Source organism: Rhodococcus sp. 05-2255-3B1 (assembly GCF_002258545.1).
In the GTDB taxonomy this organism is placed as follows: domain Bacteria; phylum Actinomycetota; class Actinomycetes; order Mycobacteriales; family Mycobacteriaceae; genus Rhodococcoides.
In genome coordinates, this window is the sequence record NZ_NOZC01000004.1 from 149,053 (window position 1) to 162,866 (window position 13,814).

The following is a 13,814-nucleotide window of genomic DNA, read 5'->3' on the forward strand; positions in this document are numbered from 1 at the left end:
AACGAGGATCTCCTTGGTAGTCGGCTACTTCTGCGACAGAAGCGACGCGCCCCACGAGGGTGACACGTCGCTTCTGCCGCACGAAGTGAGTCTTACAGAGCAGCCTTGTCGCGAGTCTTGCTACGTGAACGCTCGCGGGCGCGCTCGTTGGAATCGAGGTGCACCTTGCGGACGCGGACGACCTCGGGGGTCACCTCGACGCACTCGTCGCCTGCACAGAACTCCATCGCCATTTCCAGGTCGAGCTTCTTGGGCTTGGCCAGGGTTTCCATGACGTCTGCGGAGGACTGACGCATGTTGGTCAGCTTCTTCTCGCGGGTGACGTTGATGTCGAGGTCTTCCTGACGCGGATTGATGCCGACGACCATGCCCTCGTAGGTGTCCGCACCCGGCTCGACGAAGAACGTGCCGCGGTCGGCCAGCTGGATCATCGCGAACGGGGTGACGGTGCCGTTACGGTCCGAGACGAGCGAGCCGGTGTGGCGGGCGCGGATCTCGCCTGCCCACGGTGCGTATCCGTGGAAGACGGCGTTGGCGATACCGGTGCCGCGCGTCTCGGTGAGGAAATCGGTGCGGAAACCGATCAGGCCGCGCGAGGGAACGATGAACTCCATGCGAACCCAGCCTGCGCCGTGGTTCGTCATCTGCACCATCTTGCCCTTGCGAGCTGCGAGCAACTGAGTGACCGCGCCGAGGTACTCCTCCGGTGTGTCGACGGTGAGCTCTTCGAAGGGCTCGTGCAGCTTGCCGTCGACCTGCTTGGTGACCACCTGGGGCTTGCCGACGGTGAGCTCGAAGCCTTCGCGACGCATCTGCTCGACGAGGATGGCCAGCGCCAGCTCGCCACGACCCTGGACCTCCCAGGCATCGGGGCGACCGATGTCGAGAACCTTGAGCGAGACGTTACCGATGAGCTCCTGGTCCAGACGGCTCTTGACCATGCGCGAGGTGAGCTTGTGGCCGCTGACGCGACCGACGAGCGGGCTCGTGTTGGTGCCGATGGTGACGGAGATGGCCGGCTGGTCGACGGTGATGCGAGGCAGCGCGACCGGATCCTCCAGATCTGCGAGGGTGTCGCCGATCATGATGTCCGGGAAGCCCGCGACGGCGACGATGTCGCCTGCGACGCCGCGCTCACCGGGGACGCGCTCGACGCCGATGGTGTTGAGCAGCTCGGTGATCTTGGCCTTCTGGACGACGGGTTCGCCGTCGACCTCGCGCATCCAGCTCACGGTCTGGCCCTTGGAGAGCTGGCCGTTGTGGATACGCACCAGGGCGAGGCGGCCGAGGAAGGCCGACGCGTCGAGGTTGGTGACGTGGGCCTGCAGCGGTGCGTCGACGTTGCCCTTGGGCGCGGGGACGTAGTTGAGGAGTACCTCGAACAGCTCGTCGAGGTTCTCGGCGTCGGGCGCGTGGCCGTTCTCGGGCTGAACACGCGACGCCTTGCCCTCACGGCCGGAGGCGTACAGAACGGGGAGATCGAGTGCGAGCTCGGCGGCCTCGGACGCTTCGTCGTCGAGGTCGGACGCGAGGTCGAGGAGCAGATCGTGGCTCTCCGAGACGACCTCTTCGATGCGCGCGTCGGGACGGTCGGTCTTGTTCACGACCAGGATCACCGGGAGCGAGGCGGCGAGCGCCTTGCGCAGGACGAAGCGGGTCTGCGGGAGCGGGCCCTCGGAAGCGTCGACGAGAAGGACGACGCCGTCGACCATGGACAGGCCTCGTTCGACCTCGCCGCCGAAGTCGGCGTGGCCGGGGGTGTCGATCACGTTGATGACGGTGATCGTGCCGTCGGCGTTGCGCTTGTGAACGGCCGTGTTCTTGGCCAGGATCGTGATGCCTTTTTCTTTTTCGAGGTCACCCGAGTCCATGACGCGGTCGATCGCTTCGGCACGTTCCTCGAACGCGCCTGACTGCCGGAGCATGGCGTCGACCAGGGTGGTCTTGCCGTGGTCGACGTGTGCAACGATGGCTACGTTGCGAAAAGTGGTGGTGCTGTCGATGTTGTCTGCACTGCTTGGGGCGCTCACGCGAAAAATTCTCCTGGAGTCGAATGCGGGCTCTTGTTCGCTAGCGGGCTTATGTCGCTAGAGAAGCGCGCTGCACCGCGAGGTTCTCGCGACTGATCGAGTTTACCCGTAGTCCGACGGTACCCCGCGCCACCCTCAGGTCTGTGACCTGCGCCACCCATTAGTCTTGGTGCTCATGGGCAAGATAAAGGCAGCAGATGTCTCGGGGATGAAGCCCAAGAAAAAATGCTGTCGCAAGAAGGTTCGGTGCATCAAATGCCCCGTGGTCATCATGCGAATGAAGAAACTCGAATCGGCGGGGGCAACCAAGAAGGACCTGAAGAAGGGCCTCAAGACCGCCCGGGCGAAGTGAGCAGGATCTCCAGCAGTTCGGGCAGCCAGAGCCGGTCCGCATCGACGAGATCCATGGTCGGCAGCGTCTGCGCATCCACCCACCGCAGGGCCGAGTGTTCCAGCGCTGCAGGCATTCCCGAGACGAGCGAGGCCCGGTAGGCGCGCAGCACCAGCCCGCCCGCAAGATCGACGTCGCCGCTCAGCGCCGCTCCGACCGAGCACTCGACTCCCAGTTCCTCCCGCAACTCGCGCACCAGGGCCGCGTCCTCGGACTCGCCGGACTCGACCTTGCCGCCGGGCAGCTCCCACAGACCCGCCAGCTCGGGCGGACGGGTTCGTTGCGCGAGCAGCAGCCTGCCGTCGTGCGTCAACGCGGCTGCGACAACCACAGCGGTGGGGGTACCGGACATGCCACCATCCTTCTATGACCGAACTGCTGACCGATCGCGACATCGAGGACGCCCGGCTCGACGAATGGACCGTGGTCGGGAAATCCCTGACGCGCACCGTCGAACTGGCGTCGTTTCCGGCTGCCATCGAGGCGGTGAACCGCGTGGCCGAGGCCGCGGAGGAAGCGGACCATCACCCCGACATCGACATCAGATGGCGGACGCTCACGTTCACCCTCTCGACGCACAGTGCCGGCGGGCTCACACAGAAGGATGTGGATCTGGCGCGTCGGATCGATGCACTGACCGCGCCTTCCTGACTCGCCCGGCGTAGACCACCCAGCCGAGGAACAGCGCTGCTCCGACGACGTCCACGGCGCCTGCCCACGCCTCCAGTGCGGGACGAGGGATGGTCCAGATCGATTCCTGGAAGAAGCTGAGCAGCCACGGCACCCCAACGGTCACCGTCACCAACCAGTAGCCCGCGACGATCTTCGCCCCGGCGACGTCACGCAGGGGGCCGTGCACCAACCAGATGACCATCGGGATCACCCATATCCAGTGATGCGACCACGAGATCGGTGAGATCAGCAGGCCGAACAGTTGCACGATCACCAGCGTGCCCAGATGGTCTTCGCGTCCGATCGCACGCCATGCCGCGATCGCGAGCCCCGTCGCGACGACGGCGGCAACGATCCACAGTGGTCCCTGCCCGACGTCCTCCCCCGCGATCCGACTGAGCGCACCACGCAGAGACTGATTCCAGACCGAGCCGACGGGGCCGATGCGGTCGGCATCGCCGAGAAGCGTGGTGAAGTACGTGGCCGCCTGATGTCCGAGTGCCGCGTAACTGACCGCGACGGAAAGGGCGAAGGCCACAGCCGAGAACGCTGCGGCCTTCCATCGCCGGGTGGCCAGGAAGTACAGACCGGTGATTGCCGGGGTCAGCTTGATTCCGGCTGCGAAGCCGACCAGTCCGCCTGCCACCCACCACCTGCTGCTGCGTACCGCGAGAATCGCCAGCAGCACCAGGAATACGTTGACCTGGCCGTAGTCGAGTGTCGTCCGTACGGGTTCGGACCACAGCCCCAGCGCGGTCCACAGCATGGCGATACGCACCCAGCGCGCCTCGGCGGCGCGCTCGTCGCCGAGGACCATCGACAGCGTCAGCCTCGCCACGGCGAACAGCGCGATCATGGTCGCGGCTTGCCACAGGACGCCGATCACCGTGAACGGCAGATAGTGCAGCGGGAAGAACACCAGCGCGGCGAACGGCGGGTACGTGAACGGGAGCGGGAAGTCCGGGGTCTGTACCGAATACGTGTAGTCGTACAGATTGCCGCCGAGCAGTGCCGCGGAGCCGTCGACGTAGACGTGCAGGTCCACGAGGTTCATTCCGTTGGGCGTCGCGAAGGCCCAGACGAAGCGGCTCAGCACCGAGACCGCGAGCAGAACGGGGGCCAGCCGAACAAGTCGGTTCACTGTGCGTGCGGTTCCGTTCGGTATCGATGCGGTGTATCGGTCGTCGAGCTTATAGGGCTCCGCTCATGCGCCCCAACCGCCTGCGCACCGGAGTAACATTTGCATCACCTTTCACACTGATAACTTCAGTAACAGGTTATCGTGTGCGTCTGCGGAGAATTCGCAGCGTGTGACCAATAGACTGCCCTGGCAAAGATGCGACGGGGGAGGGCTCCACCGACAACAGCTGTACATCGGGGATTGCGCTACATAGAGTGACCCCTCGAGCACCGGCTGTCGCCGTGGGCCCGCGTCATGATCAGAATGGGGAATATCACCGTGCTTCGTACCCGCGGAACGCGTCGCGTAGTTACAGCCTTGGCCGTAGCCGCAGCCGCCGCACTCGTCGTGCCGACCAGCGCATCCGCACAGCCGTTGGTGCCGATGGCACCGGCAGATCTGCCCGCAGCACCGGCCGATCCCGCTGCTCTGATCGCTCAGTTCCTCCCCGCCCCCGGTGAGCCGATGCCGAACCTGGCCGACGTCGAAGCACTCGCCTCGTTCGCACCGGCCATTCTCGGTGCCGCAGCCGGACCTGCCGACGTGGGAGCTGCTCCGGCGGCGGACCTGCTCGGTCAGGCCCGCACCCTGCTGGAAACCGCACAGCTCCCGGACCAGGTCAAGGCACTGCTCGAACGGGTCATCACCTTCCTGGACGGCTCCGGCGGCGGCGGACCCGAACTGCCGTCGGACGGACCCGTCATCGCCCAGTTCCTCTACCCGACGCTCGGCAAGGGATGCATTTCCGACACCGCCGATTCCGTCGGAACCGCCCTCGCCGTACCGGGACCGGCCACCCTGCCGCCTCCCGGACCCGGTGCAGGACAGGCCGGCTTCGTCTTCACCGCCCTCGGCACTGCGCCCGTCGCTGCGCAGCAGGCAGCTCCGCTGACGGTGACGTGGCTCAACATCGACAACCGTCGCTCGGGAACGCAGGACCTGACCGGCGCGGCCATGATCAACACCGACGGTCCGGCAACGCTGTCCGCGATCGCCGACACCGGCCCCGGACGCGTCCTCTCGGTGATCTCCGGTTCGATCACCACGCAGTCGAAGGAAGATCCGGCCGCAGCTCCGCGCAGCTGCACCTTCCTGCCCACCATCGGTACGGTCTACGTTCCGTAGCTCGTATCTGCTCCACCGACAATTTCGCCCCCGGCTTCATCGGAAGCCGGGGGCGAAATTGTCGATTCAGGCGAATTCCGAAAACAACGATGCGTTGCATTCGAGAATGGTCGCAGTGAATTACATCGATGTTCTTTCAAAGAATGTTCGCCTCGGATTTCGACCACTGCCCGTAGTCGGCTTTCAGAATGTTGTTGATGTCGACCTTGACGCCGCCCACGAAATCCTTGTCGATTCGAATCTGATGAATGTGTGCGTCGGGGTGAACGAAGCCCTTGGGTGTTCCCCAATTGTGCTGCCAATACCACTGGCCGAGTCCGGCGACCGAGGCCAATTCGATGGTCGGTGAGTTGGCGTAGATCCCCGTGTTCTCGGCTCCGATCACCGATTGCCAGCCCAGGATGTACGGCGCGATCAGAGTTGCGAACTCCACGGCGGTGGGGTTGTCGTCGATCGACGCGTAGATCGGGCGGTCCGTCGGACCACCGGCGGCGAGGTGGAGTTCGAGTCCCCGCTCTGCATGCTTGACACCCGCCGCATACCCGCCACGCCAATCGGACGTGGCCCCCTTGCCGAACTGATAGTTCGAGACCACTTCCAGCCCTGCGGACGTCAGCGAGTCGGCCTCGGACTTGCGCATCGGCTTACCGATCATCCAGTTCGCATCCGGTCGCCGATCGGAGACGTACCGAACGGCCCCGAGGTGACCGGCCGCCTTGATGGCCGCTGCCGACGGCACCCCACCCGAGTAGTCGACGAGGGTGCCGAGCCCGGCGTCGGCGTGCGCGGTCGCCGTTCCCAACGCAACCAATCCGACGGCGGCCGCGGACCCCGCGGCGGCGTACTTGAACAACTCACGTCGCGAAACCTGCACAGAAATTCCCATCGTCGTTCGATCGCTGCGGCGCGCCTACCCGAGAAATCGCACAACCACTGCTATCTTTTACCGTTTGTCGTATCCCACCACAATCCCATCGGTACCGCCAGCCCCACTGCTCACACCCACCACGTTCCCCTCCGGCTTCACACGTGCACCTCGAGCACCGAGATCTCGAACATGAATATGGTGGAGTGGACGATGCACGGACGAACGCGCTGAGGAGTGGATGGACATGGGCGTAACGCTTGCCAAGGGTGGAAATGTCTCGCTGACCAAAGAAGCACCGAACCTGACCGCCGTCAGCGTGGGTCTCGGCTGGGATGTCCGTGCCACCACCGGCGGCGACTTCGACCTCGACGCCAGTGCTATCGGACTCGGCACGACGAAGAAGGCGCTGAGCGACAGCTACTTCGTCTTCTACAACAACCTCCGCTCCCCCGACGGTGCCATCGAGCACACCGGAGACAACCGGACCGGCGAAGGTGAGGGCGACGACGAGAGCATCGATGTCGACCTGGCGGCCCTGACCCCGGACGTCGACTCCATCGTCTTCCCGGTGTCCATTCACAATGCCGATGCCCTTGGCCAGAACTTCGGCCAGGTCGTCAACGCGTTCATCCGCGTGGTGGACAAGTCCGACGGGCGCGAACTCGCCCGCTTCGACCTCACCGAAGACGCCTCGACCGAGACGGCAATGGTGTTCGGCGAGCTGTACCGCCGCGGCGCCGAATGGAAGTTCCGTGCCATCGGCCAGGGCTACGCCTCGGGCCTCGAGGGGATCGTGCGCGACTTCGGCATCGACGTGGGCTAGCTGTCCGCGCACAGTGTCGCTCGGACCGTCTCGATTGAACAACGGATTCCGGCTGAGCTTGTGACGTCCAGATGATGTGTGGTGGTATCAGCGCACACGCAACATAAGCCTCATCAGTCACAGGAGTCACACATGTCTCGTCGCCTCAGCCGTCTGGCCGGCGCGCTCGCGCTCTCCTGCGCGGCATTGCTCGCTGTCCCCGCCACTGCTGCAGCGGATCCGGCACCGGCCGATCCGCTGGCGCAGGCGATCGCCGCACTGCAGGGACAGGGTGGTGCCTCACTCGACGCCGCGACCGCGATCGCCGACTCACGTACCCCGGTCGCCGAGGACGCGAGCGTCGATCCGTTCGCCGCACTGAACGCGGCCAACAATGCCCTCACCGACTTCGGCATCACGCCGTTCTTCTACCCCACGGCAGCGATCAACTGCGCCGCTACGGCGGGCTCGCCCCTCGGCATCGTTCCGGGTGTCGCAGGCGGAGCGGCCGGACCGTGGCCTCAGCTGACCGCGCCGGCCATCCCCACCTTGCCGTTCCTGCCGTCCATCGAGATTCCCGAGCTCAATGCCGTCGACAAGGGCGAGACGATGTTCGCGTTCGTTCCGGCCGGAATCGTGAACGATTCCGCAGACAAGACCGGGATGCAGGTCGCCTGGTTCAACGTCAACACCCTGAAGGGCGGATTCGCCGACTTCGGCGGCTTGGCAACCACTCTCGCCGACTCGATCCTCGCCAACTCCGGCGTGCCCGACGCCGCGAAGGACATCGTTCGGCCGTTCGTCATCGGCGCGATCGACTCGCTGCCTGCCGCCGGTGCCCGCGCCGTACCCGTCGAAACCGGATCGGGAACCGTTCTCGCCGCGGTGTTCGGCACCGTGAACCACAAGGCCCTCGACGGTTCGGACAAGAGCTGCTTCTTCTTCCCCACCGTCGGCATGATCAACGTCGCCTAGAGGTTCCGCACGATCACGAAAGGCCCTGCAGCGCACTGCTGCAGGGCCTTTCGACTGCTACGCGCTGACGATTCGGCCCAGCCGGCCCAGGACGGCCTGCATCTCGGTGTGTTCCGATCGCGCCGCCCACGGCCGTTGTCTGTTCCTTCCCCGCATCTGCATCGCCGCCCCGGTCACGAGGTCACCGTTGGGGGCGAAATGCACACGAACGATCTCGTTGAGTGAGCGCCTCGACCCGAAACCCGGTACGACACTGCAGAACCCGTAGGGAAAGAGTGGCGCGTCGGGTTCGTTGTACTTTCCACCGACGAACACCGGGCCGCTGGTACGGAAGTCACGGCACTGCGCGATGAAGCCGTGGAACGCACGACCCCTCTCACGTCCGTAGTAGGCGATGCCCACTCGCCCGGACCCGGTGGCGGTGATCGCGCCGAAGCGAGCGTCGCGCACCCCTGGTGCCGACACCACCACCGGCCTCGACCACGTCACCGCACCGTCCGAGGACCAGGCCGCATGCAGCAACCCGTCGCGGTCCGGCCACACCGCGTACACGTTCCCGTCGTCGTCGACGGCCATCGACTCCGGCAGCAGATAACGCGATCCGAGCAGCAGAAAATGCACTGCATTGTGGTACTTCGCCAGCGCCGAACCGGGGACCATCCGAACGTCCCACGTCAGGCCCTCGTCGCGACTGACCGCCACCGCGAACCGTCGTCCGTAACGGCCACCGATGTAGACCGTGCCGTCCGGGGCGACGACGCCCTTGCCGAACGCGACGTACTCCCGACTCGGCAACCCGGGGATGTTCTTCGAATCGATGTCGAAACCACCGGCCACCTCCCACTTCACCCCGCCGTCGAAGGACCGCCAGATGACCTGCCGGGTGACGTTGATCAGTGGCCGCACCCGTACTGCGAACGGCGTGGGCGCGGAGAGATACGTAACTCTCCCCGACCGTGAATTACTCGGTCCGGCAAATACTTTGGCGTCCATCCTCGCTTTCGATGCCACTTTCCGGGTGCGCCAGGTTTCGCCCCGGTCGTCGCTGACTCCGAGGGTGAAGCCCGTTCGCAGCGGGTGGGGCGGCACCGCGTCGAAACGGCCGGCGTGCAGAAACAGCCGCTCGTCGACGTCGTCGAAGTACAGATAGGGTCGGTTCCGACTCTGCTGCACCCCGTCGGGAACCGATGCGCGCCAGGACTTTCCGAAGTCAGACGAGCGCAGTACACCGACACCGTCGACGGTGAATGCGGGCGCGACGAAGACTGTGTTGTCCGCCGCCACCCCCAGGGTGCAGGCCGCAGAGCCGTACTCGGTGTAGGAGATGTCGGTGACGAAGTCGGCCGATGCGGCGGCGTTGGTCGAGGAACGCAGTCCTGCCCGATAACCCGAAGCAACTCTGGGCGTCACGACACCCGCCATGGGGTGCCACGGCGTCGCGGCCACAGTGCTGGTCGATGCATTGGACCAGGCTAGCGCCGATGGCACCGGTAGACCTCCAGGCAACCGAAGAAGTCCTCGGCCCGTCCTGGTGACAGATCACAGAACGGGACCGATCAGTACGTAAAATCTCGGTTCGCAGTGTGCCGCATAGGCTCATCGTGTGCCCCGCGCTCGAGCCGACAACCGCCGCCCCCGATCGACGCGCCTGCATCCGGCCGATGCGCGCGCGTACTGGATGGCGTCGAAAATTCCGAGCGACCAGTTTCTGCTGTACTGCTTCGACAGCGGATCCGAGGGCCTCGACGCCGAAGTGCCACGACTGCACGAGCGCAGCGAGCGCATCGAGGTTCTGCGTCGACGCATCACCGACGTCGCATTCGGTCTCGACTATCCCCGCTGGACCGAGGCGTGCCCGCGCCCCGACACGATCTCTGTCCACCGAACGCCGCGCACCTGGCCGGAGTGCCTCGACGCGATCGCGGCATCGTTCGCCCGTCAGGTCGATCCCCGAGTGTCCGTGTGGCACCTGCACCTGTATCCGAACATCGCCGACGCTCCCGGCGGCGCGGCCGTCGTTGCCGTGCTCCAGCTTTCGCACGCGGCAGCCGACGGAACACTGGCCGCTCGCACTGCCCGCGACCTGTTCGGTACGCACCCACTTCCACCGGCCTCCGCGCGGGCGGAGCCTCCCGCGGTGTTCGTGCAGGCATCCACCATCGTTGCCGCTGCGACCGTCCCGCTTCGACTGGCACAGATGGTTCACGGCGGCGTCCGTGCCCGACGCGACGCGCTGAGCCTCGGACGAGGCACCGACTCCGGTGAGATCCCTCCGCCCGCACACTCGCGCGCTCCGACCGCCTTGGACGTGCCGCCCGCCGGCCGGACGGCGGTGCGCACCATCGTGCTTCCGAAATCCGACCTGCAGTCCGCCGGCACCACCGTCACCACCGTCACCACTTTCGTACTGACCGCAGTGTCGGTTGCACTGCAACGGCTTCTCGGCGATGGTCCGGACCTGGCCGCCGAGGTCACGCTGGCGAGGGACACACGAGCCGACGCGCGAAACAATTTCGGCAACGTCGGTGTCGGACTGTTCACCGACGAGCCCGACATCCGCACTCGCAGTCGACTCGTATCGGCCGATCTGGCCGCGCGTCGGGCTCGCGCGAACCATCCATTGTCGGAGGCCGCCCGCGCGTCACAGGACGCCGTCGAAGCACACGTGCCTGCATTTCTTGCCGAATGGGGCGTCGCGCAGTTCGATCCGACCGCAGTCCCTCCGTCCGTCACCGGGAACACCGTCGTCTCCAGCGTCTCGCGCGGTGCCGCAGACCTCACGTTCGGCGGCGGCTCCGTCCGATTCACCGCCGGTTTCCCGGCCCTGTCCCCGGCCATGAGCCTGACCCACGGAGTGCACGGCATCGGCGATACCGTCACCGTCGGCATCACCTCCAACAGCGCGGCCGTACCCGACCCGGATCTCTACGAGGCACTCCTTCGCGACGCTCTCGCGGACGTACGCACGGCTCTGGCCTGACCGGGACCGAACTGCCAGACAGTTCTCAGCATTTGTCGGGCGTCGAGCTCAGGTTCTCCCACCAGACTGACAGTCATGAGCCAGCAGAAGGTCACCGTACTCGCCGTCGGAGGTACCGGAGAATCACATCCGTCCGACCACCGAACGCGGGTGACGGGCCTGCTGGCCTGCGTCGTCGGTGAGCTCGACGACCGGTTCGTCGGCCGGTGGGTCGGCTATCCGGCGTCGTACGGTCCGGTCGCATTCGGCGGACTGTGTTTTCGACACAGCGCAGACATCGGCGTCAGACGCCTGCGCCGCGCCATCGAGGGCACCAGCGGACCGATCGCCCTGATCGGGTACTCCCAGGGCGCGACCGTCGTACGCGAGGTGCTCGGTCTGGTGCACGCCGGAACGATCGACGGCAGCCGCATCGTTGCCGCTGGTCTGATATCGGATCCTCAGCAGCCGGTAGGTGCCGTCGACGGATGCACCGGACGTGGCGTCGCCGGTGCGGGTCCGGCTCTGCCCGAGTCGATTCCGGTCGAGTGGATCGGTCTGAGGTCCGACATGATCTGCAACGCCAGCGACGACAGCCTGATCCGTGACATAGCGGACCTCACCCGATGGATGTCGTTCCGGACCCCGAAAATCTGGCTTCGCGAGCTGTGGAGTCTGTTGCGCAGCAACAGCTTTCAGAACGCGACCCGAACCCGCCTTCGACCCTCGCAGTGGGCGAAGGATGTTCGACGCCTCCGCACCGCGGCCGTCGAGGTGTCCGGTTATCTACCGCAGTCGTTGCGCTGGCACCGATTCGAATGGGCCAATCCCGGCGGCGGGCGACACATTGCGTACGCACGCGAGCCGTACGAGGGCGACTCGACAGGATGTCAGGTTCTCGCGCGCTGGTTGGGCGGGCAAGCGGATCGGCGCGAGGAGCTGCTCAGGACTTCTCTGCCACAGCAGCGAGCTGCCTGAGACCCTTCTCGAAGTCCGGCCCGACGAGCTTGTCCATCGAGAACACTTTTCCGATCAGAGCGAACAGCTTGCTCTGCTTCCCTGACATTCGCCAGGTCACTCGGGTCCCGTCGGCGACGGGCTCGAGCAGGAATGCCGTGACGTTCCGATTTTTGAACGGCTTGGTGAACGCGAGGTCGAGCACGATTCGTTCTTCGGGAATCGACTCGGTGATGGTCATCGTCCCCGCGCCGGCCTTGCGGTTACCCGACCACGAGTACGAAGCACCCACTCCGGCGTCGGGACCGCTGTAGGTGCGCTTCAGGTCCGGATCGACTCCCTCGTAGGGCGACCATTTCACCCACTGATGAAAGTCGTCGATCAGTGCGTGCACGGTTGCGGCGTCGGCCCGAACCACGGCGGAGCGTTCGACCAGGACGGGTACGGCTTCACCGGTCATTGCGGGTCAGTCCCTCTTGCACAGGCAGAAGATGTGCCCGGCCGGATCGCGGAACACCCAGAACGAGGGTTGCGCGTGGTCGATGAGTTCGGCCCCGGCGTCGACGACGAAGTCCCTGGCCTGCTCCATGTCGTCCACCACCAGATCGAGGTGAATCTTGATGCCCTCGCTGGGCCAGTCGATGGGGACGAAGTCCGGTGCCTTCTGAAATGCCAACCGCAGATCACCCGGACCGTCGATCACCACCCAATCGCCGTCGTCGCGAGACTGTTCCCAGCCGAGGATGGTGCTGTAGAACCGGCCGAGCGCAGCCGGGTCCGGGCAGTCGAGCACCGTGTAGTCGACGGTGATCCTCGGTGGTGTCATGGCGAACAGACTAACGCTCAGCCGCCGACGGCAGGGGCGATCGTCTCGAACCACGCCTCGTGCAGATGCTGCTCCCAGTGGTTCCACCAGTGCACACCGGTACCGGTGATCTTGACGTTGGGTCGCCCGCCCGCGGCCTGCAACAACGGAACGAATGCCCGGCTGCTCATCCCTGCAGCCGTCTCGAGCGGCACCATCTGCGCGAACCTGACGGGGTCGAAGCTGCTGCTGGCCGGGTTGAAGACCGGGTCCGTGGCCGGCGAACCACTACCCGAGGAGACGAAGACCGCCGTGTTGCGCAGAGCACCGACGTTGAGGGACGGGTCGTTGCGGATCCACTCCGCGGACGGCCAGGTGCCCCACATGTTGCGCGCGTTGCCGCCCATCTCGCCGACGGCGACGGCGATGCCCTGGGCGAATCCGGGACTGCTGGCGGTCGGGTAGCCGCTGAACGACGCGACCGCCTTGTAGAAGTCGGGGTGGTGCGCGGCCAGGTTCAGCGCCGAGGTTCCGCTCATCGACAGTCCGGCCACGGCGTTGTTCACGTTGTCGCTACCGAACCGATCCGCCATGAACGGCGGCAGCTCCTGGGTGAGGAAGGTTTCCCACTTCACCCGCCCGAGCTTGGGATCGTCGCGCTGCCAGTCGGAGTAGAAGGTGCCGCCGCCGCCGAACGGGATGACCACATTGACGTGCTTGTCGGCGAAGAAGCTCTCGACGTCGGTCTCGATGAGCCAGCCGCTGTTGTCCTCGGGTGCGCGCAGCCCGTCGAGCAGATAGAGCGTCGGCGCGGGTCCCCCACCGGCGGCTTTGAGCACCTTGATCGGAATGTTCTTGTCCATCGACGGCGAATAGACGTAGACGAGCTCGGAATCGGCCTTCGCCACACCGGTCCCCATCAGCACCGTTGCCATCGTGGCCACCAACACGGCCACCACAGCGAGCACCAGACTTCGTATCCGAGCATGCAGCATCGACATTGTCCCCTTGTTCGTATCTACCGACCGTCCCGGGGCAGGGTAACAGGCC

The 13,814-nt window shown here is 65.5% G+C and carries 15 protein-coding genes; 7 read left to right on the forward strand and 8 right to left on the reverse strand.

The genetic code is table 11. The features are described from left to right. Positions 1-92: 92 nt before the first annotated feature. The gene (typA, locus tag CH249_RS02880) at positions 93-2,030 is read right to left on the reverse strand and encodes a translational GTPase TypA (RefSeq protein WP_032394066.1); all 1,938 of its coding nucleotides are present in this window, start codon (positions 2,028-2,030) and stop codon (positions 93-95) included. Between the two features lie 175 nt (positions 2,031-2,205). On the opposite strand from typA, the gene CH249_RS27770 reads away from it, so the two are divergent. Next, positions 2,206-2,382: a hypothetical protein gene (locus CH249_RS27770; RefSeq protein WP_094609726.1), complete on the forward strand. Its 177-nt coding sequence runs from the start codon at positions 2,206-2,208 to the stop codon at positions 2,380-2,382. Here CH249_RS27770 and CH249_RS02890 read toward each other — a convergent pair. Further along, a complete protein-coding gene (locus CH249_RS02890) occupies positions 2,360-2,773 on the reverse strand; it encodes a (deoxy)nucleoside triphosphate pyrophosphohydrolase (RefSeq protein WP_094682150.1) in 414 nt (137 codons plus the stop codon). The two genes, CH249_RS27770 and CH249_RS02890, sit on opposite strands and share 23 nt — an antisense overlap. Positions 2,774-2,787: 14 nt before the next feature. Between CH249_RS02890 and CH249_RS02895 the strand changes: the two genes are divergently transcribed. Beyond that, positions 2,788-3,072: a 4a-hydroxytetrahydrobiopterin dehydratase gene (locus CH249_RS02895; RefSeq protein ID WP_032394064.1), complete on the forward strand. Its 285-nt coding sequence runs from the start codon at positions 2,788-2,790 to the stop codon at positions 3,070-3,072. Here the strand turns inward: CH249_RS02895 and CH249_RS02900 are convergent. Further along, positions 3,014-4,234, reverse strand: coding sequence for a mannosyltransferase (locus CH249_RS02900; RefSeq protein WP_052049269.1), 1,221 nt, complete (start codon positions 4,232-4,234; stop codon positions 3,014-3,016). The two genes, CH249_RS02895 and CH249_RS02900, sit on opposite strands and share 59 nt — an antisense overlap. A 303-nt stretch (positions 4,235-4,537) precedes the next feature. Between CH249_RS02900 and CH249_RS02905 the strand changes: the two genes are divergently transcribed. Further along, entirely contained in the window at positions 4,538-5,398 is an 861-nt protein-coding gene (locus CH249_RS02905; RefSeq protein WP_052049291.1) for a hypothetical protein, read from the forward strand. 136 nt (positions 5,399-5,534) lie between these two features. Here CH249_RS02905 and CH249_RS02910 read toward each other — a convergent pair whose 3' ends face one another. After that, a complete protein-coding gene (locus tag CH249_RS02910; protein WP_094682151.1) occupies positions 5,535-6,284 on the reverse strand; it encodes a DUF1906 domain-containing protein in 750 nt (249 codons plus the stop codon). 226 nt (positions 6,285-6,510) lie between these two features. Here CH249_RS02910 and CH249_RS02915 point away from each other — a divergent pair, with 226 nt between their 5' ends. Next, a complete protein-coding gene (locus tag CH249_RS02915; protein WP_032394223.1) occupies positions 6,511-7,089 on the forward strand; it encodes a TerD family protein in 579 nt (192 codons plus the stop codon). 132 nt (positions 7,090-7,221) lie between these two features. Then, entirely contained in the window at positions 7,222-8,043 is an 822-nt protein-coding gene (locus tag CH249_RS02920) for a hypothetical protein (protein WP_094682152.1), read from the forward strand. 57 nt (positions 8,044-8,100) lie between these two features. On the opposite strand, the gene CH249_RS02925 is transcribed toward CH249_RS02920, so the two are convergent. Further along, entirely contained in the window at positions 8,101-9,531 is a 1,431-nt protein-coding gene (locus tag CH249_RS02925) for a sialidase family protein (RefSeq protein ID WP_143544356.1), read from the reverse strand. 115 nt (positions 9,532-9,646) lie between these two features. Between CH249_RS02925 and CH249_RS02930 the strand changes: the two genes are divergently transcribed. Continuing rightward, complete coding sequence (locus CH249_RS02930) at positions 9,647-11,023, forward strand: WS/DGAT domain-containing protein (protein WP_256988060.1); 1,377 nt, start codon at positions 9,647-9,649, stop codon at positions 11,021-11,023. Positions 11,024-11,098: 75 nt separating this feature from the next. Continuing rightward, positions 11,099-11,980: a PE-PPE domain-containing protein gene (locus tag CH249_RS02935; protein ID WP_094682155.1), complete on the forward strand. Its 882-nt coding sequence runs from the start codon at positions 11,099-11,101 to the stop codon at positions 11,978-11,980. On the opposite strand, the gene CH249_RS02940 is transcribed toward CH249_RS02935, so the two are convergent. The 3 genes from CH249_RS02940 to CH249_RS02950 are packed head-to-tail and all read right to left on the reverse strand — an operon-like array spanning position 11,946 to position 13,759. Beyond that, positions 11,946-12,419: an SRPBCC family protein gene (locus tag CH249_RS02940; RefSeq protein WP_094682156.1), complete on the reverse strand. Its 474-nt coding sequence runs from the start codon at positions 12,417-12,419 to the stop codon at positions 11,946-11,948. The two genes, CH249_RS02935 and CH249_RS02940, sit on opposite strands and share 35 nt — an antisense overlap. A gap of 6 nt (positions 12,420-12,425) precedes the next feature. Further along, positions 12,426-12,785, reverse strand: coding sequence for a VOC family protein (locus tag CH249_RS02945; protein WP_032394056.1), 360 nt, complete (start codon positions 12,783-12,785; stop codon positions 12,426-12,428). A gap of 17 nt (positions 12,786-12,802) precedes the next feature. Then, a complete protein-coding gene (locus CH249_RS02950) occupies positions 12,803-13,759 on the reverse strand; it encodes an alpha/beta hydrolase family protein (RefSeq protein ID WP_032394221.1) in 957 nt (318 codons plus the stop codon). Positions 13,760-13,814 lie beyond the last annotated feature (55 nt).

Coding starts and splice junctions, on each gene's coding strand:
- CH249_RS27770 (WP_094609726.1), top strand. CDS start 2,206: ATGGGCAAGATAAAGGCAGCAGATGTCTCGGGGATGAAGCCCAAGAAA.
- CH249_RS02890 (WP_094682150.1), bottom strand. CDS start 2,773: ATGTCCGGTACCCCCACCGCTGTGGTTGTCGCAGCCGCGTTGACGCAC.
- CH249_RS02895 (WP_032394064.1), top strand. CDS start 2,788: ATGACCGAACTGCTGACCGATCGCGACATCGAGGACGCCCGGCTCGAC.
- CH249_RS02905 (WP_052049291.1), top strand. CDS start 4,538: ATGGGGAATATCACCGTGCTTCGTACCCGCGGAACGCGTCGCGTAGTT.
- CH249_RS02910 (WP_094682151.1), bottom strand. CDS start 6,284: ATGGGAATTTCTGTGCAGGTTTCGCGACGTGAGTTGTTCAAGTACGCC.
- CH249_RS02915 (WP_032394223.1), top strand. CDS start 6,511: ATGGGCGTAACGCTTGCCAAGGGTGGAAATGTCTCGCTGACCAAAGAA.
- CH249_RS02920 (WP_094682152.1), top strand. CDS start 7,222: ATGTCTCGTCGCCTCAGCCGTCTGGCCGGCGCGCTCGCGCTCTCCTGC.
- CH249_RS02935 (WP_094682155.1), top strand. CDS start 11,099: ATGAGCCAGCAGAAGGTCACCGTACTCGCCGTCGGAGGTACCGGAGAA.
- CH249_RS02940 (WP_094682156.1), bottom strand. CDS start 12,419: ATGACCGGTGAAGCCGTACCCGTCCTGGTCGAACGCTCCGCCGTGGTT.
- CH249_RS02945 (WP_032394056.1), bottom strand. CDS start 12,785: ATGACACCACCGAGGATCACCGTCGACTACACGGTGCTCGACTGCCCG.
- CH249_RS02950 (WP_032394221.1), bottom strand. CDS start 13,759: ATGCTGCATGCTCGGATACGAAGTCTGGTGCTCGCTGTGGTGGCCGTG.